The sequence below is a fragment of the Kineobactrum sediminis genome, from assembly GCF_002868715.1.
Classification (GTDB): domain Bacteria; phylum Pseudomonadota; class Gammaproteobacteria; order Pseudomonadales; family Halieaceae; genus Kineobactrum; species Kineobactrum sediminis.
In genome coordinates, this window is sequence record NZ_PKLZ01000013.1 from 56,407 (window position 1) to 82,374 (window position 25,968).

Genomic DNA, 25,968 nt, shown 5'->3' on the forward strand with positions numbered 1-25,968 from the left:
ACGTCGAAGCGGCGGCAGTACTTTACCGGCGCCTGCTGCTGCGACAGCCGGGGCCACGATAATCGAGCCCGCGCGGGCGTCCGCAACCACGCTTGCTGCTGCCGTCAGGGACGCCATAAACAGCACCGCAGCTGACATTGCCAGCCTGCTGGTGGACCACTCAACCGATCCGGCTCACTACCGGGCTCTCAGCGGGGACCTGCCCAGGCCATGACGACCGTTTTGCGTACACCGGACCACCATTTTGCCGGGCTTCCCGACTTTCCCTGGGAGCCCCGCTACCTGCAGCTTACCGACGATCGACTGGGCCCGCTGCGCATGCACTACCTCGATGAGGGCCCCAGGCAAGGGCCGTTAGTGCTGCTGCTGCACGGCGAGCCCAGCTGGTGCTTCCTCTATCGCCACATGATCCGTGAACTCAGCGCACGCGGGTTCCGCTGCGTCGCGCCGGACCTGATCGGATTCGGGCGCTCGGACAAACCGGCGCAGCGCGAGTACTACAGCTATGCCGGCCATGTCGCGCAGATGGCCGCACTGGTCACGGCGCTTGACCTGCGGGACATTATCCTCGTCTGCCAGGACTGGGGTGGCCCCATCGGGCTGTCTGTGCTGGCGCAGATGCCGGAGCGCTTCCAGGCCGTGGTCGCCGCGAATACCCTGCTGCCCAACTGCGAAGCCGCACCCCGCGGAGTGGAGCCCTGGCCGGGAGAGATTGTCGAACAGTGGGTTGCTGCGACCCGGGTGGCCACGGACCTGCCCATTGCCGATGTGGTCGCGGGGGTTTGCGTGGCGCCGCTGTCCGCAGCCGTGCGCGCCGCCTATGACGCGCCCTTCCCGACGCCTGCCTACAAGGCGGCGGCGCTGGAGTTTCCCAGTCTGATCCCGATCCGCGAGGACATGCCCGGCGTCGCCGGGAACCGGCGCACCTGGCAGCTGCTGGAGCAGTGGCAGAAACCGTTTGTCACCGCCTTCAGCGACAGCGACCCGGCGACGGCTGCCTGGGCCGACGTCTTTCGCCAGCGCATTCCCGGCGCCCGGGGCCGCAACCACCCGATCATCCGTGATGCCGGCCACTTCCTGCAGGAAGAACAGGGCCCCGCGCTTGCCGCAGTGGTGGCCGAAGTGGCAAGCTCACTGACCTGATTCACCCTTGCCACCGCAGGCGGACACGCCCTGACCACAGACCAAGCCGTTGATCCGTATCGAGTGAAATTCCTTCAGACTACCTTTCAAGGCTTCCAGCCGATTACCAGGTGGAACTCTTAAATCCTGCAAGTCTGCTGGATCATGCAAGTAGAGTAGTTTTCACAGGCTCAGCGAGAAAATCTACTCTCAACAGGCTCTTTATACGTCCTATACACGACGCTGAAATTCTTCCCGGCGCTCATCAAGCCGCTCCCTGACTGTGACGCAGCTGGAACAGGTCGTAATTGGCCTGCATGGAGAGCCAGAACTCGGCGCTACCGGCACCCGCCTGTTCCAGTGCCAGAGCCATATCCGGTGTTACGGAGGCACTACCATTGATGAGCCGGTTCAGGGTGTTACGATGGCAGCCGAGCCGCTCTGCGACTACGGCCACGCTGTCGATTTTGTGGCCGTCCTCATCCTCGATCAGCCGTTGCCGGATGATCTGGCCCGGATGCGAGGGGTTATACATGGACATGGTGTTTTCTCCTGTCAGTGATAATCGTCATAGTCCAGCAGGTACACATTGCCGTCTCTAAGCTCGAAGAACAGTCGCCAGTTGCCCGACACCTTGATGGCGTGCTGGCCTTTCAGCTTCCCGGTCAGCGGGTGCAGTCCCCAGTTGCCGGCGGCAATATCGTCAAGGCAGGTTGCAGCGTCCAGCACAGTCAGGCGGTCACGGAGGCGATCAACATGATCAATGCGGACGCCCTTCGTAGTGCCTTTCTCGAAAAACAGCTTTAGCCCTTTGTGCCTGATGCTTTTGATCATTCGCTCGCCTTTGCCTACACCGACACAATTGTAGCGCGTCGCGCGACAATGTTCAAACTGAGCTTGCGCGTTTTCGTAAATCGCCCCCTGACACACGCGCCAAGCCGTAACTGAGCCGCGAAAAGATGCTGGCCACAGTGTTGCAGCTGCTGGATACTACGGTAATTTCGTGTGGGTAATACCCAGTACGCAAAAGAGAATAAATCATACGGTCTGAATACACTGCGAAGCTGCCATGTCGATATCAAAGGCAGCGAGATCCAGTTTCACTTTCGCGGCAGAGTTTTTAAGTGAGAACAGCTGTTTAAGCTGTAACTTCATCGTAATGTGTACCAATCCGGAGTGCCGATATGAAACTCGAAGCTTCCTGTCATTGTGGCGCGGTGCGGTTCAGCTGCGACAGCGTGGCGCCCTATCCGTTCATGTACTGCTACTGCAGCATCTGCCGTAAAACGGCGGGCGCCGGCGGCTTCTCCATCAATCTGCATGCCGACGCCGACTCGCTCGTAGTTGAGGGTGAGGAGTCGATCAATGTTTATCGGCCCTATATGGATCATCCAAAGCGGGACGAGCGCAGCCCCGGCGAGCGGCGTTTCTGCAAGCACTGCGGCAGCATGATGTGGGCCTTCGATCCGCGCTGGCCGGCACTGATCCATCCCTTTGCCTCGGTCATCGACAGCCCCCTGCCCGAGCCGCCTGAGCGATATCACATCCTGCTGGATTCAAAACCCGGCTGGGTACCGGTGCCCGCGGGCGACGGCGAATGCCGCTTCGATCATTATCCGGACTGTTCGCTGCTGGACTGGCACCGCAGGCACGGACTGGCAGAGGAATAGGCGAAACTGCAGCTGCTGGCGAACTCAAACCGGGTCACTTCCCGGCAAGGCCCGGCTTGCCCGGCCAAACAACACCGTCGCAATCAGCCCGATAACAGCAAACCCCGCCACGACCCCAAATACATGCTGGTGGCCCGCGGCCCCGGGAGAGGAATCGATAAGCCAGCCCATCAGCGGACCCATGAAGATATCCGGTGTGAAGCCGACAAAAGACACCACGCCCACCGCAGTGCCGGTCCGTATTAGCGGGACATTGCCCTCACCGAAAATGGCGAAATACAGGCCGCGCAAACCATAGATACCCGCACTGGTACCCGCGATGGTCGCCAGCAACAGCCACGGCAGTCCGGGCACGATCAAACCGGCCGCGATCGCCCCGCTGCCCAACATGACGACGGCAAAACTCAACAACAGCATGACCGAACCACTGAACCGGTCCGCCAGCAATCCCGCACCGATGGCCGCGACCGGGCGCATCCAGAACGAGACAGTGGCGATAGTGGCGGCCTCCACCTCGTTGTAACCGAAGGCGTCCCTGGCATACAGGGAAAAACCATCGGTGCTTTTGTAGGCCACGTAGGCACAGAGCACGATGACCGACTGGCACCAGACCGTAGGCATGGCCATGACTTGCCGCAGGCCCCGCAAACTATCCCGGGTACCGGCCAGGGTATCGCTCCGCGGCGTCGGCGGCACGAACAGCCAGACCAGCAGCGCCGACAGGACACACATCCCGGAAAATCCCTGGATGATTGTAGCCAGTGCCTGCTCGCGCTGGGCGAGGGTCGCGGTTTCCACATCCGCCGGCAACAGGGCCGCGAACACCAGAACCGATACCGACGCCATGACCGCCGCGAACAGTCCGCGGCCGCCGTCCAGCAGGCCAAAGGTCCTGCCCTGGTGAACACTGCCCAGCTCCCGGGTGGTTTTGATCAGGGCCCCCCAGAACAGCAGGATGGTGGTCAGTCCCCAGAATCCGTAGAGCAGGGTCAGCACGCCGATGGGCGGTATGGTGGCCATGACTACCCCGCCGAGGGAAGTCGCCAGCAATGCCGCCACCAGCAGGTTGCGGGCGGAAAAGCGGTCCGCCAGCGGGCCGCCGGCGAAGTAGGACACCATGGCGATGACGCCATACAGGGAAAACGCGGTGCCGAGCTGAAGATTGGTGATGCCGAAAATGTCGATGAAGGTGGGACGGAAAATGCGCGACAGGACGAAGGGCAGCAGAAAGATGGCCTCACCGGCAATGATGAGGGCGGCGAGCGCCAGGAAACCGGAATTTCCACGGACTCTGTCCCTGGTTGTCTTAATGGCAGAGATAACAACACCTGTTTTTATTCATTTGGTATGTCCCGGACTCACCGGATGTCTCGGAACTTCCAGATCCGGTAATCCCGTTGCATCTTGCAAATAGAGGAGTTTGCGCCTGGCGATTCTCAGAATTTCGTTTGGAAACCATCCTGTTGATTTGCTCTTCTTATCATACAAGAGGTCTCGGTCGATAACACTGACAATGGCGACGGGCTCTATCGCATTCTCCAGTGTATGATGAAGAGCCTGACCGAAACAACCAAAGGCCCCATCCATGTCCGTCCGCACTGGTGAACAGCCCGAAGGTTTCCGCGTTTACCTGCGGCCCCGGGTACTGGGCATGCTGCTTCTCGGTTTCTCCGCCGGGCTGCCACTGCTGCTGGTGGGTGGGACATTCAGCGCCTGGTTGCGCGACATCGGTGTCGAGTTGACGGCGATCGGCTTTCTCAGCTGGGTGGGGATTGCGCATTCCATCAAGGTGCTATGGGCGCCGGTAGTGGATCGGGCCCCTCTGCCCCTGTTATCCCGGCTGCTGGGTCGGCGCCGGGCCTGGATGCTCGCCGCGCAGATCACCATCGCCGTGTCGCTGGCCGGTATGGCACTGACCAACCCGCTGGAGAATCTCTGGCTGGTGGCGGTGTTTGCCGTGCTATCGGCTTTTGGGTCCGCCACACAGGACGTGGCCATCGATGCCTACCGGGTGGAGGCCGAAGCCCGCCACCGTCAGGCGGCCATGGCCGCCACCTATGTCACCGGTTACCGGGTGGCCCTGCTGGCCGCCGGCGCCGGCGCACTGCACGTTGCCAACATCGGCAGTTGGAATCTTGCTTACGGCGCCATGGCTGCGCTGATGGGAGTGGGCATGCTGACCACGCTGATCATCCGCGAGCCGGCGGTCACCATCGACCGGGCCACCGCCATCCTCGAAAAAAGGGTCACCGACTATCTGGATGACACCGATCACCAGGGAATGCGTCGGGATCTGACCGCCTGGTTTATCGGCGCCGTGATCTGCCCGTTTGCTGACTTCTTCAAACGCTACGGGATGGCTGCCGTGGTAGTGCTGTTGTTTATCGGTACGTTTCGTATCAGCGATATTTTCATGGGGGTACTGGCCAATCCGTTCTATCTGGACCTGGGATTCAGTAAAGCCGAAATCGCCAATGTGGCGGCTGCCTTTGGCCTGGCGATGACGCTGATCGGCGCCGCCCTGGGCGGCGTGCTGGTGGCGCGCTTCGGTATCGCCCCCCTGTTGATCGGGACTGCCCTGATGGCGCCAGTCACCAACTTGACGTTTTCCTGGCTGGCGCTGATCGGCCCGGAAACCTACGGGCTGGTCATCGCCATCATTGCCGACAACATCACCGGCGGCATGGCCATCTCGGTATTGATCGCCTATCTGTCCAGCCTGACCAACACCGCCTACACTGCCACCCAGTACGCGCTGTTCAGCTCGGTGATGACCCTGCCCGGCCAGTTCCTCGGCGGTTTCACCGGCATCCTGGCCGCCAGCGTCGGCTGGTTCTGGTTCTTTGTGACCGCCGCGATTCTCGGGCTGCCGGCGTTTCTGTTGGCAATTCTGTTGCTGCGGATCGCCCACCCCGACCAGGTTGAGCGTCCCGGCATGCGAGACGATAACAGCGCGGTTCCCTGAATCCTCGGGCGCGAATCGGGGCATTTGCAGGTATTATTCCCCCGGCCGCGATGACACCATCACTGCTGTGGCTGCGTGCTCTTCGCCATGCAGGTATTCACTTCGGCACAGAATGGGCACGTGTCTTCACCGTCGACCGCTGTCATGGACAAACCTCCCGATGTCACGTTCCGAAAACCTGACGCGATATTTCTGCCAGCTCACTTGCGCCAACCGGCCTGGCGGCGCCCGGTTCCAGATCACCCAGGCATACAGGCCCTACCGAGACGCGGTGCAGCGCGAGCACCTTGTTCTGGAACGCACCGAACATGCGCTTGACCTGGTGATACTTGCCCTCGACCAGCGACAGCCTGGCCCGGTACGCGGAGAGTATCTCCAACCGGGCCGGCAGTGTGGTGATGCCTTCATAGGCAAAGTAAATGCCAGACTGAAACGCAGCCACGTATTCCCCGCTCAAGGGCTCGGATACACTCACCTCATAGGTCTTGGGGAGTTTCGTCTGCGGCGAGCTGATCCGGCGTGACCACGCCCCGTCATTCGTCAGCAGTACCAGGCCCGTGGTATTGAAGTCCAGCCGCCCGGCAATATGCAGCTCATCCTTGCGGGGGTGCTGAACCAGATCCAGTATCGTCGGGTGCTTGGTGTCCTTTGTCGCACTGAGCACACCCGCGGGCTTGTTCAAGGCCAGATAGACCGGCTGCTCGCTCTGCAGGCAGACACCATCCAGCTCAACGCGGGTGAACTTCGTCACCGCCTGCTGAACCGAATCCGCCACAATGCCATCCAGCACTATCCGCCGTTGTGCCAGCAACAGGCGAGTGTCTGCCATGGAGCAATCACTGTTCTGGCTGATAAAACGATCGAGCCTGGTGGTATAGGGCTTCATGACAGACTGGCGAACCGCGGGGTCAGGTCTCGCATTGTAACATCCACTCACCCAGCCCAAGAAGATCAGGTACCGATCCCCCTCAATGAAAAACGAAATCTCCTTGAGCAAGACTGATCCAGGGTCGATAGTGATATGACGAAATCGTCGACTTGAGCCTTCCCCAATTACGCTGCGCATTTATTGTTGCAAATGAGAACCATTCGTATTAATGTCAGGCCATCCAACCACATTGGGAGATTTCAAATGAAATTACGCTTTGTCTGTAGCACACACCGCAGTTGGCTAGAGTCTGATATCGGAGCGACCCAGGCTTGCTGGCTGAGTAGTTATAATCAGGCTCTTGGTTTGTCTAATGCGCTGGAAACAATCAAAGCGGTGAATTATGCCGGTTCTGCACTGGAAGCCGCTGAGCTGCTCATCTTCACCCATGGCCGGCATGGCGCGGGGGACATTCAGCGTTTCATTGATTCCGCAGTGCTACTGTGCCACACCCTGAGCGGGATCGAGCAGCCGCGTCTGGTATGCGGCGTCATCGGTGGCTCTATTGCGCGGCTGCAGGAGTTAATGCTGCAAGGCATCGAGCGCACAACGGTGCTTCAGGGTTGCCAACGCCTGCTCACAGTGGCTGAGGAGTCGCCGTTGCAAAGCCAGGTGATTTCCCGCGGGGAGCTGACATTCCCGTCAATCCGGAACGTGCATTGAGGCAAAATCGCCACCGTCCTCATGCATGCAGCGGTGTAATACGTCACCGCCCGTTTGCGCGTTGTAGTGACGTGGACGCAGCCGCTTGCACAATATGTGTTCAAGCTAAAGCGGCATCCCTCGCTTCAGCTCGACTGATAGGTCCTGCACATGGCGGAGGATTCCACTGAACCGACACTTATCTCATCGGCCTGGCATTCATAATCATCGTTGAACCGGCAGCCGGTAACCTTGCAGGCACCAACACCAGCTGTATTCCGGTTCCTGGCGTGTCGACTGGCGACGTAGAAGGTGTCGCAATTGGGTGTGGCGCCATCGCCTACGGTAATTGCCCTGGCGTTGCAGGCGCTTTCAAGATTGTAGACACATTCCGAGACCTGACACCCCTTCACCCGGGGCATTTCCACTGCGATATTGGCCATGACAGTTTCTCCCTGTGGCTTTCCGGCCCTTGAACAGACCGCATTACTGTGGGTTTTTCTGAGTAAAGCACGGACAAGGTATTCCCTTATTGACTGCGATCAATTACGCGGTCTTAATTTCCCTACCCTCATGGTTGAATAACCGCGATATCGCGTAGCCCTGGTTAATCGGGGCTATGGGCTTCATTGCCTTTTATCTGGGGAACTGTGAGCATCAGCAGGAAACCGGCCAGCAGGAACAGCAGGATGGTGCTCATGCCCCAGCGCTGGCTGCCTGTTGCCGCCGTCACTGCGCCCACCAGCAGCGGGCCGGCAAAGGCCGTGGCCTTGCCGGAAAAAGCAAACAATCCGAACATCTGCGCCCGCAGGTGTTCGGGCGCTGCCCGCCCCAGATAAGAGCGGCTGGCGGATTGCAGTGGACCGACAAAAATGCCGAGCAGCATACCGAAGGTCCAGAACCAGGTTATATCCTGAACCAATAGAATTGCGGCGCAACTTGAGGTCAGGCCCGTCAGCGCCAGTAATACCGTGTTGCGGCCGCCAATGGCATCGTCCACCCAGGAAAACGCCAGCGCGCCCAGCCCGGCTGTGACATTGAGGGCAATGCCGAACTCCAATACCTCGGTGGTGCTCATATTGAATGTGCCGGCGGCGTAGACGCCGCCAAAGGTAAAAATGGTTGCCAGGCCGTCAGTGTAGAGCAGGCGGGCGATAAGAAAGCGCACGATATGCCGATACTTACGGACATTGACCAGAGATTCTTTCAGTTGGCCGAGCCCTTCCCGGGTGGATCGCCAGGCGGTGAGTCCGGATTTGGGTCGGTCTGGCGTAAAGAAAAAGATCGGCAGCGCAAACAAAAGATACCAGACGGCCACCAGCACGAAGGTGGCCCGTACATGCTCGGCTTCTTCTCGGTCGAACCCCCACAAAGCGGGGTCGGCCTCGACAAAACCGAAGAGCGCGATCACCAGGCTAACAACGCCGCCAACATAACCCAATCCCCAGCCCCAGCCGGACCAGCGACCGATATTCTCTGAGGTCGTCAGCTCCGGAAGCATGGAATTATAGAAAATGAACGCAAACTCCGCTCCCAGAATGGCCATGCCGACCCAGAAGGCCGCCCACCAGAAATCGCTGATGTCCGGGCGAACAAACCAGAGCATGGCACAGGCGATGACGCACAGAAGCGTAAAAACGATAAGCCATGGCTTGCGGCGGCCCGATTTGTCGGCGATGGATCCGAGAACAGGCGCCAGTATCGCGACCACTATACCGGCAACACCGACAATATTGCCCCAGTATTCGGTGCCGGCCACCTCGTCATCAATGACACCCTGGGAGAAGTAGCGGGCGAAAACGAAGGTCAGAATGATGGTGAAAAAAGCGCTATTAGCCCAGTCATAAAGAGCCCAGGACCACAAGGCGATCGGTTTGACCGGTTGCGGCGTGATTCCGGTTTGCGGGTCTGAGGTCATGTCGCAGGTTCCGTTCGCAGTTCGGATCAAGAATGAGAGACCAGATAACTTAAGCATACACGTTGTCAGGCTCCAGGCTATCAACCAGTATGAGCCAAGCGTTCCGGGTTTGAGTTTGATATCCTGAGAAACCGTGACTGAGACCACGTCGATACGGGAACCCGCGCTGGGGCGGCACAGTCCATTCAATGGATGCCGGATTTCGCGACCCGGTATCAGATCAGCGGAGTATTGACGGTAAAATGACAGGACTCCAACAGATGTTCGCCTCCGCCAAGATCGGCCGCAGTCTCAGCAAAGAGGCTTACAAGGAAGGGATCGAGGCACTGCGCACCGAATTGCTCGAGGCGCAGATCGCATTGCGCGAGCGCAATATTCCGGTCTACCTGATCATTGCCGGCATGGAAGGCGCCGGCAAAGGCCAAGTGGTGAATGCGCTCGACGAATGGCTCGATGCGCGTGGTGTCAGCGTCTACGCGTTCTGGGATGAAAGCGACGAAGAACGGGAGCGTCCGCGGGCGTGGCGTTTCTGGCGGGCGATGCCCCGACGTGGCGAGATCAGTGTGTTCTTCGGCGGCTGGTATCTGTGGCCGATCGAGCAGCGCTTCGCGGGCGCCTGGGACGACGCCGCTCTCGACCAGTCCATGAGCGGCGTGCGCGAACTCGAACGGATGCTGATCGACGATGGCGCAGTGATCGTCAAGTGCTGGTATCACTTCGCCGAAGATGTGCAGCGGCAACGCCTGAAGGCACTGACGCGCAGCGACCGCAGCCGATGGAAGATGCTGCCGGAGAAATCGCACTTCAGCGAACAGTATCAGCAGTTCGAGGAGATCGCCGACCGGGTCGTGCGCAGCACCGACATCGGCCGCGCTCCCTGGCATATAATCGAGGCAACCGATCCCCGCTACCGCGACATGACCACTGGCCGGATCCTGCTGAATGCAATCCAGAAAGCCCTGGCCCAGCCACCGCACGCCGATCGCAGGCTCGACGACTCACCGACCAATACCGATGACGAGCTGTTGCCGAATTCGCCAGAGACGCGCATCACCCTGCTCGACAGTATCGACCTGAGCCAGACCATCGAGCGCAGCGAATATCGCAAGCGGCTCGACGAACTGCAGGCCGAGCTGAATGATCTGGCCTGGCGTGCCTATACGCACAAGATCTCAACCGTACTGGTGTTCGAGGGGGTAGACGCGGCCGGCAAGGGCGGCGCGATACGTCGTGTCACCCAGGCGGTGGATGCGCGTCTGCGCGAAGTCATTCCGGTCGCGGCGCCGACCGACGAGGAGAACGCGCACCACTACCTGTGGCGCTTCTGGCGTAATATCCCGCGGGCCGGCCGGATGACAATTTTTGATCGTTCCTGGTATGGCCGGGTGCTGGTGGAACGGGTTGAGGGCTTCACTGCACCCCCCAACTGGGCACGTGCCTACCGCGAGATCAATGACTTCGAGGAACAGCTCAGCGGCGCCGGCATCATCGTCCAGAAGTTCTGGCTGCAGATCAGCAAAGACGAGCAGCTGGCGCGCTTCGAGGCACGTGAAAACACGCCCTACAAACGTTACAAGATCACTGATGAAGACCGGCGCAATCGTGAGAAATGGGACGAATACCGCGAAGCCGTCAACGAGATGCTGGCACGCACCAGCACGCCACATGCGCCGTGGCACCTGATTGCCGGCAACGACAAACGCTTCGCCCGTATCCAGGTGCTGGAAACCGTTACCGCCGCCTTGCGCGAAGCCCTGCGGAACAAGGCGGGTTGAGTCAGTCCGCCTTGTTCACTTCGGGGGTCAGGTCTCGCATTGTTGCATCTGCCTATAGCTTTTAAGGCATTATCCCATGACAGGGGATAGACCGGCAGGCGGACCCAGGCCCGCCAGACATGTATCCAAAACACCAGGGATGCGAGTCGTACCGCTTAAAAGCGGTACCTGCCCCTAACCGCCAACGTACGTCCGGGCTCAACAGCCACCAGATGGCTGTCGGGAAATAACGGGACGTCATTTGCGTAAGAGAAGGTCTGCTCATCGCCAAGGTTGCGGGTAATAAGGGATAGGTCCCACTGACCGCTAAGGGGCCCAAAAATAACACTCGCATTGTATTTTACGAAGGAGTCCTGGACGGTGTTCTCATCGAGATCGGCTGTCGCGTAGTACTCACCGCTGTAATTCACATCAACAAGCAAACGAAGGTCGTAGTTGTCACCAATCAACTGTGTATATTCCGCAGCCAGGGAGGCCGTCCACTCTGGAACATCCTGATTGGTACGCCCCGAAAGGTCATTGATTCCCAGGGCCGAACAATCCGCACCTGACTGCCCCAGGCCCGCTTGCTGCATCGTGAAGATCTGCAGACCTGTACAGCCAGCGCCTGCATAATCGTCGAACTCAAAATTGATGTAGCCGACATTGCCTGAGAGCAGCAACTTTTTGGTGGCCATCCAACGACCATCCAACTCAAAACCCTGGCTGGTCGCCTCGGCCGCGTTACCAACAATAAACCCGGTATTACCGGTAAACTGCGTAGTCTGCATGTCTGCGAATTCCATATGAAATATCGCTACGTTTATTTCAGCCGTGCCACCCAACAGAGCTATCTTTGCGCCCAGCTCGTAGGATGTGGCCTCTTCCGGATCGTAGATTGCATCTTGTGGATTGCCCGCAAGCGAGAAAGCATTGAAGCCACCTCCCTTGAAGCCACGAGCGAACGACGCGTACAGCATGGTATCGTCAGTCGTATTCCACTGCAGGCTGGCGGTTGGCGAGAAGTCATCTTCGGCCAGTGCCAATTCATTATCGTGCGCACCACTACCCATCTCAATCAGGGGATTCAAAGCCCCGACAAGCGGGTCCGGTAGTTTGGTGCCAGGCGCTGGAAGATGCGGCTGGGTTGCGGCTACTTTCCCATAAAGGTTTGCGCCCTGGACGGCACTTTTCTCTTCATCCGTGTAGCGCCCACCAATGTTCAATCGAAGTACGTCTGAAATGTTCCACGTGACTTGTCCGAATATTGCCCAGGTATCGGACTCCTGGTCGAGGTAATGAATACGCTGAAGACCGTTGAGCCCTAGTGCGCCCAGGCTTGAAGGCGCCCAGAACTGTGTATCCCCACTCACTGCCAGGTCGGCACTCTGGTAATAGAGCCCCGCGATATAGTCGAGGGCCCCGCCTGTATCAGAAGAGAACCGAACCTCAATGCTATCCTGCTCATAGTCCTCCGATTCAAACAAATTAGCCACTGCCAGTGGGCCGAAATCAGCATCGTTATAGCGATCGAAGCTGTACTCTGAGCGGGCTATAATTGCGGTCACAGTACCGGGGTCAAGCTGCCAGTTAAAGGTGACAGCCGCCTCATCTCCATCTCCCTCATGAAAGAAACTGGTACCCTCGTCCATTTCTCCAACATAGCCACCGAACGGATCTACTCCCGGACCGATATTGGTCTTGCCATTCAACTGACCATCTATAAGACCGAGTGAAGCAAGGCCTGCTGTAGAGATAGGCGCCAGGCTGGACGGAATCTGGCTCGTCTGAATGATTTCGTAAGCTGCGCCGTTTACATCGAAATCATAATGCTCATACCTGATTACAGCGGACAGGTTGTCCGTAATATCCCAATCCATGGAAAGTCGCCCGGTCCACTCCTCGCTCTGGGGGTCGTCCGAATCGTAGTAGGCATTGTTTGTCCAGCCCTCTTTCATTTCCCGCGTAAGAAAGAACGCCCTGGCACGCACATTATTGGACAGCGCACCCGATACATAGCCACTGATTTCAGGGCTATCATATTCCGCTTCATAGGTTGCGCTTATTTCCGCTTCGAACTCTCTGGTCGGCCGCTTTGAGGTAATATTCGGTGCGCCAGCTGCGGTATTCTTGCCAAACAGGGTCCCCTGTGGCCCACGCAAAACCTCCAGTCGCTCCATGTCAGCAAAGGTAAAACGCGACTGTACGCCTCGGCCCCGAAATACACCATCCAGGAATATACCAACAGACTGGTCACCACCCGCCTGCAGGTCCGAGTTGACACCACGGATTGAAATTGTGTCCTGTATGGCGTTACGGGAAACTTTAAAGTTGGGTAAGTACTCGGATGCGGATTCCAGATTCTGGACGCCCGTATTTTTCAAAGCATCACCCGTGACGACAGATATCGAGACGGGAACATCCTGCAGGCTCTGCGCCCGCTTCTGGGCAGTAACAACGATCTCTTCCAATGCCTGGGACATAACCTGGCTACTGGCAAGGACCACTGCCGTAGCTATTAACGTGCGCGAAAAATTGTTATTCATTATTTTCATCTCCAGTTGGCGAACTACTGGAGTAAAGGTATCTCACGCATGTAACCGGATGAATGATCGAACCTATTAATCAGCATGATCATTTAATTCACAGCCACCATCTCGAACTCAAAACAGCTTCGCGGCCGTGCCGGTGACTCACATAAAACTGTTTTCATATGCTATTAAAGGGCTTACCACCGATGCGTCACCCAAGAATACCTTTTCGGCGAGTGGCCCATAGCGGCTTTCCAAAGCAGCACGCTTGATTTTCATTGTGTGAGTAGCAAGCCCATTTTCCGTATTCCAGTCGCTGGCTGAAATAATCACGCAGGCGATTCTTTGATGACTATCGAGTTCGGCATTGACCCGCAAGGTTTGATCGTACACTGTTTTTTCCAGTAAAGGTCTTTCTGTGTTTTTCCCGACCTCGGACAATTGCACCAGCAATACCGTCTGCGGGAGCCCACTACCCATCAAGCACATCTGCTCCAGATAAGGACTTGTCGAGAACTTACTCTCAACCGGAAGCGGTGCGACATACTTGCCTTTCGCTGTCTTGAAGATTTCCTTGACGCGTCCGGTTATCGTGAGGAAGCCCTCTTCATCAAGCTCTCCCCTGTCACCGGTATGAACCCAACCATTGATGAGTGTCGCGGCGGTTTTATCCGGTTCGTGCAAATAGCCGAGCATGACCGCCTTTGCCCTGATTAGAATCTCGCCATCGCCGGCAATTTCAATTTCTGTGTTAGCCATCGGTTTTCCCAGGGTTCCTGCCTTACGATCCCAGGGTAGGTTGCTGGTGCCGGAAAGGACTTCGGACTGGCCATAGATTTCACACAGCGGCATATCGAGTGACTCATACCATGCGTGTAAAGATACCGGGGTGGGCGCAGACCCGGTCAGAAGTATGCGCCCTGCATCCAGGCCAAGATTCTGCTTTATTTGTGCCCTGGTTTCTCCCGCTGTAGAGGGATCGGCCAGCAATTTTTCGAGCGATTCCTGTCCACCGACACCAGCCAGAACGGCGTCCTGGAATTTACGCCAGAGCCTGGGAACACATTGGAAAAAAGTCGGCCTTATCGTCTGCATATCGGCGGCAAATGTTAGCTGGCTTTCATTAAACCCGATGGTGCAGCCGGCATACATACTCATAAAGTCGATGACACCGCGCTCGAAGCCGTGCGCAAGCGGCAGGTACGAGATGAGGCGGTCTTCCGCGACCATATTGAATGTCTGGCCGATATTTCGAACGATATGGCCCGCGCCTTCGAAGCTGTACATAACCCCCTTTGGTCGCCCTGTCGAACCAGAGGTATAAATGGTGGTCAGCTCATCAGTGGCCTTCCGATTCGGGTTGCCGGCCAGGGGCTCATAGTCTGAAAGCAGATCATTCCAGAAAAAATCTGCGCCCGGTACATCGGCAAATGGCAGCGCAATAACTATTACATTAGCGGGGAGCATCTCCCTGACGCGAGCCCAATTTTCAGCCTGGCCAACGAAGAGAATCCTGGAACCGCTATGATCGAGAATATAGCGAGCATCGTCCCCAGTCATGCTGGTGAAAATTGGCGCACTGCTATAGCCACTCATCATGACTGCGAGGTCAGCCATTATCCAGTGTGCACAATTTCCAGATAGAATTGACACCCGGTCGCCCGGCTCCAAAGTCATCGCCTGGAGAGCTGCCGCGATCTGGCGGGCCTGCTGCCCCACCTCTCGCCAGGTGAAGTCATGCCAGGCTTGGGCTACAGGTTGACGCAGGTAAATCGCATCGGGTTTCTTGTTCTCCCAGTGATAAAACATATCCAGAGGAGACTCATTGCTTACAAAATTGGTCATGGTTTTCGGCCTCTGGGTAGCTGATTATTATATGTCTTTTCTATCTGCCACTGCATGGAGCTGTACGGGGTACTCCTGTCGTTACCCGATATAATGCGGGTTTCACGATGGCCGGGGCAAGCGGCAGTGATATACTCTAGCAATCATCGGTTACCCGGTGAATGACAAGAATCGATAAACAACATGACTAATTCTTTCAATCCCGGAATGGCTGTGTGATGGTACAGAGAAAGAGTTCAACCCACTACGTTTCCGTACTGCTCCGCCATGCACGGTCAATCGGCCTGGATGTTAAAAAGATTCTTGAGGAAACCGGAATACCCGTTGATTTTGGAGAGGCAGAAGAAGCCTGGATAAATAACGAGCTACTGGCCAACCTGGTCAAAGCCATCTGGTCCGGCACCAATAACGAAACATTTGGATTGGATCCAACTCCAATGCGAATTGGCACCTGGGCACTGGCGTGTGAATTCATGTTGGGAGCGGATACGCTCGGCGCGCTATTCCGCAAGGGAGAAAGAGTTCTATCCTATTTGGCTCCTGATTCTGCCGGACTAAAGATACACCATGAAGGTAGCTACGTTGTTGTAATGCCACAGGTCTACCTGGGCGAACGTGATCCGGATCGCTTTTTAATCGAATTCATGACGGCGCTATGGCATCGTTTCCCCAGTTGGGCTATTGATGAGAGAATTCCACTGAAAGAAGCTTTCTTCTCCTATCCGGAACCTGACCATTCACATTTCTACGAGGAACTATTCCACTGTGATGTCCGGTTTCAGCAATCCGCCTGCGGTTTCATGTTTCATGAACGTTATTTAAAACGGCGTATAGCGCGAACCCTGGTTGAGCTTGAAGCGTGGTTACGCAATTCACCTGCTGATTTGTTATATATGCCTGGCCGCGAGAACAGTATCCAGGTGCAACTGAAGGCATCGTTAATTGAGATTGCCAAAGAGTCCACCCGCTATCCTGCGTTTGAATCCCTTTGTCGCGACATGGCAATGAGTCCCCAGGTAGTGAGAAGAAGGCTTGCCGATGAGGGCACGTCCTACCAACAGATCAAGGATGCCGTTCGCTGTGAGACAGCCCGAAGCTTACTACTCAATCCGGAAAATTCGATAATTGATGTCGCGCTAGGCACCGGGTTTAGTGAATCCGCCGCGTTCAGTCGGGCATTTAAAAAATGGACTGGAGAGAGCCCCGCTCACTACCGCTCCAGTCGATTGGAAACATAGCTACATGCCGGGCGCGCAACAACCAATCATTGATACTTACGCCAATACACTACGGCTAATCAGTTCTTTCATAACCTCACTGGTACCACCATAGATGCGCTGGACACGAGCATCTACATAGGCTCGAGAAACACCGTATTCCTGCATGTACCCGTAACCGCCATGCAATTGAAGGCAAGTATCAGCTACCCTACCCTGCATTTCCGAACATGACATCTTCGCCATACTCACAGTCGCCACATCGAGTTCGCCACGCATAAACAACTGCTTGCACTCTTCAACAAATGACCGGTGTATGCGAGCATCGGTTGCCGCTTCCGCAAGTTTGAATCGGGTATTCTGTAATTGCGATATTGGCGCGCCGAAAGCCTGGCGCTCCTTAACATACGCTACCGTAACCTCTATTAGCCCTTCGGCAGCGGCTACCGCGCCGATTGCCAGGGCAAGTCGTTCGCGTTGAAGTTCACCCATGAGCACAGTGAAGCCGCGATCCAACTCCCCTAGTATGGCATCAGAGGAAACCCGTACATCCTGGAAAAACAGTTCTGAGGTATCACTGGGATGCAGACCAATCTTTTCCAGATTGCGACCACGCTGAAATCCGGGGGTATCGCTATCAACCATGAAGAGCGTTGTACCTTTCGCACCCGATACTTCCATATTGGTACGTGCGGCAACAATGACCAGGTCGCAGTGCTGTCCATTGGTGATGAAAATCTTGGAACCGTTAATAATGAAGTCGTCACCGTCTCGCCTGGCAGTGGTTCGCATGCCTTGCAAGTCACTGCCGGCACCGGGCTCCGTCATCGCCACAGCACCAACGCATTCACCGCTCACCATCTTCGGAAGATACGTCCGCCTCTGGCTCTCTGAGCCCCGGTTGAGTATGTAATGGCACACAATGTCAGAGTGCACCGCCATTGGCCCGCCCACTGCCGCGCAGTTTGCCCTGCAAAATTCCTCATGTATGACCATTGAGAACAGGAAGTCTGCGCCAAACCCGCCATATTCCTCGGGAATATCCACTGCGAGCAGGCCCTGCTCCCCCAGCGTGTTCCACAGTTCACGCGGAAATATTTCATCTTTCTCCCACTGCCGGTAGCGTGGAACTACATACTCGGTGACAAAACGACGGACATTTTCTCGAAATAGCTCCAGTTCTGGATTCATCAAATCTACCCCTTAGATTGCAACCAACGCTTCGCCAATGAGCGTTAGCTCTCCGTTGGCCTTTACGGCCCGAACTTCACATCGAGCGAGAAGCTCGTCACTTTTCCCAACCAGCTCGACCACCGTACCTGAGCAGGTAATTACGTCCTGTAGCTGTGTAAGGGCTGCAAAACGACTGGAGAATTTCCTGAGCTTTGCTTGTGGTTGCCAGTTGGTGAGCACTCTTCCAAGGTAGGCCATAGACAACATTCCCTGGGCAAAGACATCAGGCATACCCGCCTGCCTCGCCACATCACTGTCAATGTGGACAGGGTTGTGATCCCCGGAAGCGCCTGCGTACAGGGCGAGTGTCGTTCTGGTAATAGGGGGAAGCTCCAAAGCGGGTATTTCAGTGCCAACGCTAATATAAGACATGCGTAGTCTCCCGGAAACTAATTTCGATAGACGAGGGTTTGCTGGGCCGTGCCGACCAGCTCATTGTTTTGATTGGTATATCTGCTTTCCTGTACGATGAATTCCAGCGCTCCACCCTTCTTGTCGAAAATATCAACAATCCTGCTCTGCTGGGTAATGCGATCGCCCGCGTAGATCTGGCCCAGGTATTCAAATTCCTGGCTTCCATGGAGAATCCTGCCCATATCAAGGTCGAAAAGCTTTAGTATGGGCAACAGCTCAGGCCCCTCGAGATCGACGGAAAACATGAAGGTGGGTGGCGCAGGTATGGTTCGATAACCCGCAGCTTGCGCGGCACTCTCGTCGGTATAGATGGGGTTGGTTTCACCAATTGATTTCGCAAAAAAGCGCAAACGACCCTTCTCGATATCGACAACAAATGAAGGGAATTCGTGCCCGATTTTAGCTTTATCCAGCATTACACGCTCCTGTACATAGTAACCACGGCTGCGCCACCCAGGCCCAGGTTGTGTTGCAGCCCCACCCTGGCGTTTGGCACCTGGCGTTGGCCGGCGGTCCCTCGTAATTGATTGACGAGTTCGTAACACTGGGCGAGTCCAGTTGCGCCTATAGGGTGCCCCTTCGACATAAGACCACCGGAAGGGTTAACCACACACTTTCCCCCGTAGGTGTTATCTGCAGCATCCACAAATGCGGTAGCTTCGCCCTCAGCGCAGAGCCCCAGGCCCTCATAGGTAATGACCTCGTTTGTAGTAAAGCAATCATGGAGCTCCACCACATCGACATCGTCTACGCCGATACCCGATTGTTCGTATACTGACAGGGCGGCGCGACGGGTCATATCAGCACCAACCAGCTTGATCGGATCAGCCCAGGTCTCGGGTGTGTCGGTGGTCATGGCCTGGCCAACAATTTCAACGCGCCCCCGGATAGCATTGCGCCGGGCGAATTCCTCGCTACAAACAATGGCGGCACCCGCCCCACAGGTAGGCGGACAGCACATCAGCCGGGTCAGGAAATCCATATAAACTACAGGAGCGGCCATCACTTCTTCAACCGAGAGCGCGTTGTTGAAAAGAGCAAGGGGATTGGCCATAGCATGTCTTCGGGTCTTTACCGCTACCTTCGCAAACAGGTCTGGTGATGCACCGTATTGATCCATATAGTACTGGCCTGCCGCGCCAAAGCACCTGAGGGCCAGGGGCGCTTCAGGATAGTCGCCATCATCCAGGACTTTCATGAAATTATCGAAGGGCGACTCCCGGTCATCCCAATGAGAACCGAGCGCCCCCGGCTGCATTTCCTCGAAACCAAAAGCCAGGGCACATTCCACAGCGCCGCCCTGAACCGCCTGTCGAGCCAGGAACAGGGCGGTTGAGCCTGACGAACAGTTGTTATTAACATTGATTACCGGGATTCCGGTCATAAAGACATCGTAGACTGCATGTTGGGCAGAGGTGGAGTCGCCATAGATATAGCCGCCGTATGCCTGCTCTATCTGTGACGGATGGATGCCGGCCTCTTTTATTGCCCCGAGTATCGCGCTGGATGCCATCTCGCGGTACGATTTTTGCTGACCCGGCTTGGCGAATTTCACCATATCGACGCCAGCTATAAACGCATTACTCATGGTATATCCCCCGCCTACATGGTGATCCCGAGATTGCCGAATACCGGAACGAACGTATCCTGCATAGTTCGCGGGTGTTCAGCGTGACTGAAGTCACTTATCTGGTCCCACGCGGCCTCAATCTGCTCGGCGCTCAACTCCCCACTCGGGGTGAAACACACACCCTTGCTTCGCTCCCATCTCAACCGGGAAATCCAGCCGGCTCCCACCTCAAACAGTGACCCGGTTTCTTCGCTATCTTGCGCACACAATTTGATAACAAGCGGGGTGACAAATTCAGGTTTCAGCGCCTCTACGACTTCTTTTGGAAGTATGGACTCGGTCAGGCGAGAACCGGCCACAGGGGCAATGACGTTGGCCTTGATACCTTTTTTTGCGCCTTCTATAGCCAAGGTATTGGTAAGCCCTATCAGGCCGCTCTTGGCAAAGGAGTAATTCGACTGACCAAAGTTGCCGTAAATACCGGCCGCTGACGTCGTGTTTATAATGCGCCCATACCCCTGCTGCAGCATGATTGGCCAGGCTGCTTTAGTGACCTTGTAGGCACCGAGAGCATGGACTCTGTATATCAAGTCCCAGTCTTCATCAGTCATTTTCGAAAAGCTGGCATCGCGAAGTATGCCGGCGTTATTTACCAGCACATCAACACGGTCAAAATTATCCAGTGCCGTGCGGATGATCGCCTCACCATCCTCGACGGAATCGTAGCTGGCAACGGCTTCACCGCCTGCCTGGATAATCTCTTCAACCACCTTGTCGGCGGCCTCACTGCTTTTGCCGTCCCCACGGCCGCCACCACCGAGGTCATTTACTACCACTTTTGCGCCGCGTCTGGCGAAATCCAGAGCATGAGATCGGCCCAAGCCAGCCCCTGCTCCGGTAATCACCACTACCTGCTCGTCAAACCGTATCTTGCCCGTCATTTCCAGCTACTCCATACCCGATGCCTCATTGGAGATACTATGAACGCGGTTCGGGATGGGAGACAGGGCAAATATGCTCTTTAGATATGACTATTTTGATCACGCCAACCCGGCAGCTGGATTTCAGGGTGAGCCGGCGTGAAAGGCTCTAGCTGGATCACTATCCGGGCTCGTTGCCGCCAATCGTCACCCGGTTCTGCACATCCCATACGCCGGGAACCGACCAGACGTCGAGCGCGGCATACTTTTTCTCCTCCTCGTTATTGGCCAGTCCCTCGAGCGTGACCACATGGTCGGAGGTATCCACATGAAACTGCAGGGAATCCAGCATCGGATCCTTTTCCAGAGCCATGCGCACGGCGTCGGTGATTTCGTTGTCGGTATCCTCCTCAGCTGGCGTGACTTGCAGGTCATTATTCAACGTTTCGCAGCCATAGGCCCACCATGTCACCACCTCGGCAAGACGCCTGTGTATCAGGCTGCTAACCGTGCCGATCAAGCTTACGGCGCCGTTGTCGACATGTACCATGATCTCATGGCTGCCAGGGCCGGCGTCGCGAACCGTTTCAACTTTGTCGGCAGTTTTGGCGCGCAGCGTAAACTCGAGAAACAGCGGCTCGTGCAGGAGTTTTTTCATGACCTCGTCCCGTAACTGCCGGTCGCCATGTTTTTCCCCGGTCTCACGGCGAAGCTGGTTGTCGATGGACCAGCGGCCGCCTGCCATTTTCTCGGCGAGAGCCTGGGCGCGCCGCCAGGCGGCCACATTCTCCACTACCCCCTCCATAACCACCTGGTTATCGGCGCTTTTCAGTTTCAGGGGATAAGCATGCAAATTGATCCAGTGGTCGCGCTCGAGGGCGCCGTACAGCTCGTCTATGGCTGAGTCAATTTGCGCCACAGAACCCTGAGTGGATGGATTATCGGGCATAAAGACCTCCTTAACCCTGCAGTTAAAGCATTACTATAGCTCAAAATGTGGGGGCCATTCGGGGCCAGGGGTCGTTGCGGGCTTTCTACGCCCACACCCGCGCTTCATTCATTTGGGGGACGACACCTGGGACCGGGCGAGGCATCATGGTGTCACTTGGACAACCGGACAGGATGTATATGAACACAGATTTGACGGCGGGCCTGGCGCCAATCACGGAAACGCCGACCGAGATTGCAGCGTACCTTGAGGAACTGAATACCGGCGCGCTGATAATGTCGATCGTGCACATGACAGGCGATGCCAGTATTCTCGAACAGGTGCACGGCCCCAGGACCCTCGACGTGGTCGCAGCCGGCAGCGCATCGGGAGAGGAGCTGCTTGAGGGCGGCTACACCCGCGACGAGGTCGCGTTCGTGAGGGCACGTGCACTCGACGCGATCGCGCAGTGGCAGGCGCGGGGCTGCGAGCTGCCACCGGTTTCGGGAGCTACAATCACCGATCTTTACCGTTACATGTGTGGCGGCGCAGTCGAGGACGACTACCTGGAGTTCATCGACGAGGAAATCGCCCTCGACGGCATCGACCGGCGTGCCCCGCGGATGAATGATCCCGAGATCCGCTCCCGGGCCGGCGAATTTCCGGTCCTGATCATCGGCGCCGGCATGGGAGGCGTTCTCGCGGGTATTCGTCTCGGCCAGGCGGGTATTCCCTACACGATTGTCGAGAAAAACCCGGGCGTGGGCGGCACCTGGTACGAGAATCGCTATCCGGGTTGTCGCGTGGACGTGCCGGGACACAGCTACAGCTATTCCTTTGCGCCCAATCACGACTGGAGCTGCCATTTTCCGCTCGCCGATGAAATCCGGGCCTATTTCGATGAGTGTGCGTCGCGCTATCGCGTCACCTCCCATATCCGCTTCTCGACCGAGGTCGTTGCGGCGCGATTCGACGACGCCAGTAGTCGCTGGCTGGTTGAAGTCACCGACGGCGACGGCAACAGGGAGACCCTGGAGGCACGCGCGGTCATCAGCGCGGTGGGGCAGCTCAATCGGCCGAAGATGCCGGCGATAGACGGGCTCGAGCAGTTCCGGGGCACTCTCGTGCACTCCGGCGCCTGGCCCCACGGTCTCGACCTCGCAGGTCAGCGGGTCGCGGTGATCGGGGCAGGCGCCAGTGCGTTCCAGATCATACCGGAGCTCGCGGAAACCGCAGCCGAACTGACGGTGCTGCAACGCTCCCCCGCGTGGATGTTTCCCAATCCCGGCTACCATGCCCCGGTCGGCGCGGGGCAGAAATGGGCGCTGGAGAAGCTGCCACTGTACTCCAAATGGTACCGCTTCTGGCTGTTCTATACGTCCGTGGAAGGGGTGTACGAGCAGACACTTGCCGATCCCGACTGGGATAATCCGCTCTCGGTCAGCCCCGCCAACGACGCCATGCGCGAGGCGTTGACGGCGTGGATAGACTCACAGGTACAAGACCCCGCCCTGCGGGAACAGGTACTACCAACCTATCCGCCCTTCGGCAAGCGCATACTGCAGGATAACGGCACCTACCTCGCGGCGCTGCAACGGGACAATGTCGACGTCGTCACCAACGCGATCGAGCGGGTGACCGAGCGCGGCGTCGTGACCAGCGATGGCCAGTTGCACGAGGTCGATGCCATAGTCTGTGCGACCGGATTCCATGCGGACCGCTTCCTGTTTCCGATGACGATCGTCGGCCGCGATGGCATCGAACTCAATGAACAGTGGTCGGATACCAATGGCCGCGCCTACCTCGGCATTACCGTTCCCAACTTTCCCAACCTGTTCTGCATCTATGGTCCCAACACCAATCTGGTGGTGGCGGGCAGCATCGCCCACAACGCGGAATCCCAGGTAAATTACATCCTGCGCTGTATCGAACTGTTGCTGGAGCGCGGTTACAAGACACTCGAGTGCCGACAGGACGTGCACGACGCGTACAACCGGCGGGTGGATGAGGTGAATGCGGCGACTGCATGGGGTTCGCCACTGGTCAACAACTGGTACAAGAATCAACAGGGCCGGGTGACCGCCAACCTGCCGTTCAGGATCATTGATTACTGGAAAATGACCCGGCAACCGGATCCGGACGACTACGTCTTCGACTGAGTCGGGTCAGGTACCCACGGACTGCTCGACCCACTGGACGATGCCGTTCGTATTCATTGCCCCCGCCTGGCGCGCAATTTCACGGCCGTCGCGGAACAGGATCAAGGTGGGGATGCTGCGGATCCCGTACTGCCCGGCGATGGCCTGCTGTGCCTCGGTGTCGACCTTGCCGAGCCTGACACGCGGTTCGAGGCGCGCGGCGGCCTCTGCAAAGGCGGGCGCCATGGTCTTGCAGGGGCCGCACCAGGTGGCCCAGAAATCAACCACCAGCGGCAACCCGCTGCGTTCCAGATGCTGCCGGAAGCTGGCGGCCGTCAGGTCGACCGGTTGTCCCTCGAAAAGGGGCTTGCCGCACTTGCCGCAACGGGGCCCGTCAGCGAGGCGCTCATCGGGAACGCGGTTGACCCCGGTGCAGTGGGGGCAGACGATATGGGTCATGGTGGTCTCCGTGCTGGTTCCGGGCAGATTAGGTATTGCCTGACACTATCACTATAGCCAAGTCCACAACTTCGGGGGGTCAGGTCTCGCATTGTAGCATTCGCCGAACCCGAGCTAATCAATCCGATACGCCGCAACCTCTTGACTTCAGAAACCTGAAAACAGCCACCTTTCCCCGAAATGCTACAATGCGAGACCTGACCCCGCCCTTTTCGTGCTTTTGCGATGGAACATTATCAGTACTGCCGCGATGATCATCTGCAGGCCACCGTACAATAGCAGGGTGAGCAGGACGGCGTCGCCCAGCTGGGCTGTCGCCACCATCGAGGCGGGGAAAAGTGACGCCTTCAACAGCACGCCCAGGTTAACGTTGCGAACAATAACCTCGAACTCTATAGCGGTGGAGTCCGGCCGGGAAAGGCTGAAAAGGCGTGTCGCGAGCCACCCCGTCGCGGTGAGCGCGAGGGTGAAATAGACCACCAGCAGCACATTGTCCATGCCAAAGACCTCAATGTTCAGGCGCCCGGCGCTCAAGGAACCGGCCACAATCAGGGCGATGCCCAGCAGCGACGCCCTGATGCACCACTTCGATACTGTCACCGCCTGTCGCGGGTAAATGTGGAGATACGACATCCCGAGCGCCAGCGGCAATAGCAGTGTATAGGCGATTTCATTGACAATCTGGCCCGATGGCATGGTGAAATCCGCCGGCAGCTTGTCGCTGATCAGCGCCGCAAGGATCAGTGGGGTTGTGACCAGGCAGGCCAAAGTGGTCAGGCCGGTAATACTGATGGAGAGGGCACTGTTGCCGCGTGCAAAATAGGTAAAGATATTTGAGGTGGTCCCCCCCGGGATAGAGGCGATGAGGGCAATCCCCACAGCCACGCCACCCTGCACCCCCAGCAGACGTAAAAACCCGAATGTGGCGAGGGGCACCAGTACCAACTGCACTACCATGCCAAGGGTGACGGCGCCGGGCTCGCGCACGACGTCCCGAAAATCCCGCGCTGTGAGCGTGGCCCCCATTCCGAGCATTGCCGTTACCAGCTGGAAGACTGCAAACCAGTATTCGTGCTCGACATAAAAAGCTCCCATTCGTGCTATTCCCTTGTCCCGGGTGTACCGGCTTGCGCATCAAACCCTGCCGGGGTGATCCGGATCAGGCTGTGCCGCCGGATTCCTCCTCGTCATCGTGATGGTGGTCCTCGGAGTCGTCGCCCTCAATGTGATGGTGCTCGTGTTCGTCGGCATGGCCGTCATCACCATGATGGTGCTCGTGTTCATTGGCATGGCCGTCTTCGCCATGATGGTGCTGGTGCTCGCTGACATGGCCGTCATCACCATGGTGATGCTCATGCTCATCAGCATGGCCATCATCGCCATGATGGTGCTGATGTTCAGATTTATGTGGCTCATGCGAGGGATCGGCGGCCAACAGTCCCGTTGCGTATAAGCTAAGGCTGGCGACCAGCGCGAGTAAGGTTGTATTCTTCTTGTTCATCTATTTCACTCTAAATTCGTCACCCGTCGTGACCTCCCATTTATATCATTGGACTTCCAACAGAAACAAGTTTGGATGCCGGAAGTTATCCAATGAATTCACCTTGTGGAAGATTGTCGCTACTCCCGGCGTGATGCCTGCCTCTCGCCTGCTTACCTTGCAAGCGTTCTGGACTTTGCGGCCGCGTCGGCTAATCTCAACCTAGCACCTACC

26 protein-coding genes are annotated in these 25,968 nt (G+C 57.1%); 8 read left to right on the forward strand and 18 right to left on the reverse strand.

Features of this window, described 5'->3' with window-relative positions; all coding sequences use genetic code 11:
- Nucleotides 1-210 precede the first annotated feature (210 nt).
- Nucleotides 211-1,143 carry a haloalkane dehalogenase gene (locus CWI75_RS15540; RefSeq protein ID WP_101522447.1) on the forward strand — a complete coding sequence of 311 codons (933 nt, stop codon included), beginning with the start codon at nucleotides 211-213 and terminating at the stop codon, nucleotides 1,141-1,143.
- Here CWI75_RS15540 and CWI75_RS18955 read toward each other — a convergent pair.
- The 3 genes from CWI75_RS18955 to CWI75_RS15555 all read right to left on the reverse strand — a co-directional run bounded on the left by CWI75_RS18955 (nucleotide 1,132) and on the right by CWI75_RS15555 (nucleotide 1,956).
- A complete protein-coding gene (locus CWI75_RS18955; protein ID WP_101522448.1) occupies nucleotides 1,132-1,293 on the reverse strand; it encodes a type II toxin-antitoxin system RelE/ParE family toxin in 162 nt (53 codons plus the stop codon). The two genes, CWI75_RS15540 and CWI75_RS18955, sit on opposite strands and share 12 nt — an antisense overlap.
- 94 nt (nucleotides 1,294-1,387) lie before the next feature.
- Nucleotides 1,388-1,663: a HigA family addiction module antitoxin gene (locus CWI75_RS15550; protein WP_206604757.1), complete on the reverse strand. Its 276-nt coding sequence runs from the start codon at nucleotides 1,661-1,663 to the stop codon at nucleotides 1,388-1,390.
- A 14-nt stretch (nucleotides 1,664-1,677) separates the two neighbouring features.
- Nucleotides 1,678-1,956, reverse strand: coding sequence for a type II toxin-antitoxin system RelE/ParE family toxin (locus CWI75_RS15555; RefSeq protein ID WP_101522449.1), 279 nt, complete (start codon nucleotides 1,954-1,956; stop codon nucleotides 1,678-1,680).
- A 171-nt stretch (nucleotides 1,957-2,127) separates the two neighbouring features.
- Between CWI75_RS15555 and CWI75_RS18960 the strand changes: the two genes are divergently transcribed.
- Nucleotides 2,128-2,250 carry a hypothetical protein gene (locus tag CWI75_RS18960; protein WP_420913260.1) on the forward strand — a complete coding sequence of 41 codons (123 nt, stop codon included), beginning with the start codon at nucleotides 2,128-2,130 and terminating at the stop codon, nucleotides 2,248-2,250.
- Between the two features lie 56 nt (nucleotides 2,251-2,306).
- Nucleotides 2,307-2,792 carry a GFA family protein gene (locus CWI75_RS15565; RefSeq protein ID WP_101522450.1) on the forward strand — a complete coding sequence of 162 codons (486 nt, stop codon included), beginning with the start codon at nucleotides 2,307-2,309 and terminating at the stop codon, nucleotides 2,790-2,792.
- A 24-nt stretch (nucleotides 2,793-2,816) separates the two neighbouring features.
- On the opposite strand, the gene CWI75_RS15570 is transcribed toward CWI75_RS15565, so the two are convergent.
- Nucleotides 2,817-4,130, reverse strand: coding sequence for an MFS transporter (locus CWI75_RS15570; protein ID WP_206604763.1), 1,314 nt, complete (start codon nucleotides 4,128-4,130; stop codon nucleotides 2,817-2,819).
- Between the two features lie 247 nt (nucleotides 4,131-4,377).
- Between CWI75_RS15570 and CWI75_RS15575 the strand changes: the two genes are divergently transcribed.
- Nucleotides 4,378-5,757: an AmpG family muropeptide MFS transporter gene (locus tag CWI75_RS15575; protein WP_101522452.1), complete on the forward strand. Its 1,380-nt coding sequence runs from the start codon at nucleotides 4,378-4,380 to the stop codon at nucleotides 5,755-5,757.
- Between the two features lie 163 nt (nucleotides 5,758-5,920).
- Here CWI75_RS15575 and CWI75_RS15580 read toward each other — a convergent pair whose 3' ends face one another.
- Complete coding sequence (locus CWI75_RS15580) at nucleotides 5,921-6,643, reverse strand: pseudouridine synthase (protein ID WP_101522495.1); 723 nt, start codon at nucleotides 6,641-6,643, stop codon at nucleotides 5,921-5,923.
- A 348-nt stretch (nucleotides 6,644-6,991) separates the two neighbouring features.
- On the opposite strand from CWI75_RS15580, the gene CWI75_RS15585 reads away from it, so the two are divergent.
- Entirely contained in the window at nucleotides 6,992-7,348 is a 357-nt protein-coding gene (locus CWI75_RS15585; protein WP_101522453.1) for a hypothetical protein, read from the forward strand.
- A gap of 125 nt (nucleotides 7,349-7,473) precedes the next feature.
- On the opposite strand, the gene CWI75_RS15590 is transcribed toward CWI75_RS15585, so the two are convergent.
- A complete protein-coding gene (locus CWI75_RS15590; RefSeq protein WP_175580231.1) occupies nucleotides 7,474-7,770 on the reverse strand; it encodes a DUF1540 domain-containing protein in 297 nt (98 codons plus the stop codon).
- 164 nt (nucleotides 7,771-7,934) lie between these two features.
- Entirely contained in the window at nucleotides 7,935-9,245 is a 1,311-nt protein-coding gene (locus CWI75_RS15595) for an MFS transporter (protein ID WP_101522454.1), read from the reverse strand.
- A gap of 260 nt (nucleotides 9,246-9,505) precedes the next feature.
- On the opposite strand from CWI75_RS15595, the gene pap reads away from it, so the two are divergent.
- Nucleotides 9,506-11,020, forward strand: a complete 1,515-nt coding sequence (gene pap / locus CWI75_RS15600; protein WP_101522455.1) for a polyphosphate:AMP phosphotransferase — start codon at nucleotides 9,506-9,508, stop codon at nucleotides 11,018-11,020.
- Between the two features lie 155 nt (nucleotides 11,021-11,175).
- Here the strand turns inward: pap and CWI75_RS15605 are convergent, their stop codons facing one another.
- Both CWI75_RS15605 and CWI75_RS15610 read right to left on the reverse strand, forming a co-directional pair.
- A complete protein-coding gene (locus CWI75_RS15605; RefSeq protein WP_162300109.1) occupies nucleotides 11,176-13,545 on the reverse strand; it encodes a TonB-dependent receptor in 2,370 nt (789 codons plus the stop codon).
- Nucleotides 13,546-13,692: 147 nt separating this feature from the next.
- Nucleotides 13,693-15,375 carry an AMP-binding protein gene (locus CWI75_RS15610; RefSeq protein WP_101522457.1) on the reverse strand — a complete coding sequence of 561 codons (1,683 nt, stop codon included), beginning with the start codon at nucleotides 15,373-15,375 and terminating at the stop codon, nucleotides 13,693-13,695.
- 218 nt (nucleotides 15,376-15,593) lie between these two features.
- Between CWI75_RS15610 and CWI75_RS15615 the strand changes: the two genes are divergently transcribed.
- On the forward strand, nucleotides 15,594-16,613 hold the full coding sequence (locus CWI75_RS15615) for an AraC family transcriptional regulator (RefSeq protein ID WP_101522458.1): 1,020 nt from the start codon (nucleotides 15,594-15,596) through the stop codon (nucleotides 16,611-16,613).
- 36 nt (nucleotides 16,614-16,649) lie between these two features.
- On the opposite strand, the gene CWI75_RS15620 is transcribed toward CWI75_RS15615, so the two are convergent.
- The 6 genes from CWI75_RS15620 to CWI75_RS15645 all read right to left on the reverse strand — a co-directional run bounded on the left by CWI75_RS15620 (nucleotide 16,650) and on the right by CWI75_RS15645 (nucleotide 21,678).
- Nucleotides 16,650-17,783 (reverse strand): acyl-CoA dehydrogenase family protein, encoded by a 1,134-nt coding sequence (locus CWI75_RS15620; protein ID WP_101522459.1) that lies wholly within the window; start codon nucleotides 17,781-17,783, stop codon nucleotides 16,650-16,652.
- 12 nt (nucleotides 17,784-17,795) lie between these two features.
- The gene (locus CWI75_RS15625) at nucleotides 17,796-18,197 is read right to left on the reverse strand and encodes a MaoC/PaaZ C-terminal domain-containing protein (protein ID WP_101522460.1); all 402 of its coding nucleotides are present in this window, start codon (nucleotides 18,195-18,197) and stop codon (nucleotides 17,796-17,798) included.
- A 17-nt stretch (nucleotides 18,198-18,214) separates the two neighbouring features.
- The gene (locus CWI75_RS15630; protein ID WP_101522461.1) at nucleotides 18,215-18,655 is read right to left on the reverse strand and encodes a MaoC family dehydratase N-terminal domain-containing protein; all 441 of its coding nucleotides are present in this window, start codon (nucleotides 18,653-18,655) and stop codon (nucleotides 18,215-18,217) included.
- Nucleotides 18,655-19,827: a lipid-transfer protein gene (locus CWI75_RS15635; RefSeq protein ID WP_101522462.1), complete on the reverse strand. Its 1,173-nt coding sequence runs from the start codon at nucleotides 19,825-19,827 to the stop codon at nucleotides 18,655-18,657. The genes CWI75_RS15630 and CWI75_RS15635 overlap by 1 nt, the downstream gene beginning before the upstream one ends.
- 14 nt (nucleotides 19,828-19,841) lie before the next feature.
- A complete protein-coding gene (locus CWI75_RS15640) occupies nucleotides 19,842-20,750 on the reverse strand; it encodes an SDR family oxidoreductase (RefSeq protein WP_101522463.1) in 909 nt (302 codons plus the stop codon).
- A gap of 160 nt (nucleotides 20,751-20,910) precedes the next feature.
- Nucleotides 20,911-21,678, reverse strand: coding sequence for a BON domain-containing protein (locus tag CWI75_RS15645; protein WP_101522464.1), 768 nt, complete (start codon nucleotides 21,676-21,678; stop codon nucleotides 20,911-20,913).
- A 179-nt stretch (nucleotides 21,679-21,857) separates the two neighbouring features.
- Between CWI75_RS15645 and CWI75_RS15650 the strand changes: the two genes are divergently transcribed.
- Nucleotides 21,858-23,816 carry a flavin-containing monooxygenase gene (locus CWI75_RS15650; protein ID WP_162300110.1) on the forward strand — a complete coding sequence of 653 codons (1,959 nt, stop codon included), beginning with the start codon at nucleotides 21,858-21,860 and terminating at the stop codon, nucleotides 23,814-23,816.
- Between the two features lie 6 nt (nucleotides 23,817-23,822).
- Here CWI75_RS15650 and trxC read toward each other — a convergent pair whose 3' ends face one another.
- The 3 genes from trxC to CWI75_RS15665 form a co-directional block, all read right to left on the reverse strand.
- Nucleotides 23,823-24,254, reverse strand: coding sequence for a thioredoxin TrxC (trxC, locus tag CWI75_RS15655; RefSeq protein WP_101522466.1), 432 nt, complete (start codon nucleotides 24,252-24,254; stop codon nucleotides 23,823-23,825).
- Nucleotides 24,255-24,437: 183 nt separating this feature from the next.
- Entirely contained in the window at nucleotides 24,438-25,349 is a 912-nt protein-coding gene (locus tag CWI75_RS15660; RefSeq protein WP_101522467.1) for a bile acid:sodium symporter family protein, read from the reverse strand.
- Between the two features lie 64 nt (nucleotides 25,350-25,413).
- On the reverse strand, nucleotides 25,414-25,755 hold the full coding sequence (locus CWI75_RS15665) for a hypothetical protein (RefSeq protein ID WP_101522468.1): 342 nt from the start codon (nucleotides 25,753-25,755) through the stop codon (nucleotides 25,414-25,416).
- Nucleotides 25,756-25,968: the final 213 nt, after the last annotated feature.

What these genes read in the sequence shown, in the direction of transcription:
- CWI75_RS15540 (WP_101522447.1), top strand. Translation starts at nt 211, where the DNA reads ATGACGACCGTTTTGCGTACACCGGACCACCATTTTGCCGGGCTTCCC.
- CWI75_RS15550 (WP_206604757.1), bottom strand. Translation starts at nt 1,663, where the DNA reads ATGTCCATGTATAACCCCTCGCATCCGGGCCAGATCATCCGGCAACGG.
- CWI75_RS15555 (WP_101522449.1), bottom strand. Translation starts at nt 1,956, where the DNA reads ATGATCAAAAGCATCAGGCACAAAGGGCTAAAGCTGTTTTTCGAGAAA.
- CWI75_RS15565 (WP_101522450.1), top strand. Translation starts at nt 2,307, where the DNA reads ATGAAACTCGAAGCTTCCTGTCATTGTGGCGCGGTGCGGTTCAGCTGC.
- CWI75_RS15575 (WP_101522452.1), top strand. Translation starts at nt 4,378, where the DNA reads ATGTCCGTCCGCACTGGTGAACAGCCCGAAGGTTTCCGCGTTTACCTG.
- CWI75_RS15580 (WP_101522495.1), bottom strand. Translation starts at nt 6,643, where the DNA reads ATGAAGCCCTATACCACCAGGCTCGATCGTTTTATCAGCCAGAACAGT.
- CWI75_RS15590 (WP_175580231.1), bottom strand. Translation starts at nt 7,770, where the DNA reads ATGGCCAATATCGCAGTGGAAATGCCCCGGGTGAAGGGGTGTCAGGTC.
- CWI75_RS15595 (WP_101522454.1), bottom strand. Translation starts at nt 9,245, where the DNA reads ATGACCTCAGACCCGCAAACCGGAATCACGCCGCAACCGGTCAAACCG.
- pap (WP_101522455.1), top strand. Translation starts at nt 9,506, where the DNA reads ATGTTCGCCTCCGCCAAGATCGGCCGCAGTCTCAGCAAAGAGGCTTAC.
- CWI75_RS15605 (WP_162300109.1), bottom strand. Translation starts at nt 13,545, where the DNA reads ATGAATAACAATTTTTCGCGCACGTTAATAGCTACGGCAGTGGTCCTT.
- CWI75_RS15610 (WP_101522457.1), bottom strand. Translation starts at nt 15,375, where the DNA reads ATGACCAATTTTGTAAGCAATGAGTCTCCTCTGGATATGTTTTATCAC.
- CWI75_RS15615 (WP_101522458.1), top strand. Translation starts at nt 15,594, where the DNA reads ATGGTACAGAGAAAGAGTTCAACCCACTACGTTTCCGTACTGCTCCGC.
- CWI75_RS15620 (WP_101522459.1), bottom strand. Translation starts at nt 17,783, where the DNA reads ATGAATCCAGAACTGGAGCTATTTCGAGAAAATGTCCGTCGTTTTGTC.
- CWI75_RS15625 (WP_101522460.1), bottom strand. Translation starts at nt 18,197, where the DNA reads ATGTCTTATATTAGCGTTGGCACTGAAATACCCGCTTTGGAGCTTCCC.
- CWI75_RS15630 (WP_101522461.1), bottom strand. Translation starts at nt 18,655, where the DNA reads ATGCTGGATAAAGCTAAAATCGGGCACGAATTCCCTTCATTTGTTGTC.
- CWI75_RS15635 (WP_101522462.1), bottom strand. Translation starts at nt 19,827, where the DNA reads ATGAGTAATGCGTTTATAGCTGGCGTCGATATGGTGAAATTCGCCAAG.
- CWI75_RS15640 (WP_101522463.1), bottom strand. Translation starts at nt 20,750, where the DNA reads ATGACGGGCAAGATACGGTTTGACGAGCAGGTAGTGGTGATTACCGGA.
- CWI75_RS15645 (WP_101522464.1), bottom strand. Translation starts at nt 21,678, where the DNA reads ATGCCCGATAATCCATCCACTCAGGGTTCTGTGGCGCAAATTGACTCA.
- CWI75_RS15650 (WP_162300110.1), top strand. Translation starts at nt 21,858, where the DNA reads ATGAACACAGATTTGACGGCGGGCCTGGCGCCAATCACGGAAACGCCG.
- trxC (WP_101522466.1), bottom strand. Translation starts at nt 24,254, where the DNA reads ATGACCCATATCGTCTGCCCCCACTGCACCGGGGTCAACCGCGTTCCC.
- CWI75_RS15660 (WP_101522467.1), bottom strand. Translation starts at nt 25,349, where the DNA reads ATGGGAGCTTTTTATGTCGAGCACGAATACTGGTTTGCAGTCTTCCAG.
- CWI75_RS15665 (WP_101522468.1), bottom strand. Translation starts at nt 25,755, where the DNA reads ATGAACAAGAAGAATACAACCTTACTCGCGCTGGTCGCCAGCCTTAGC.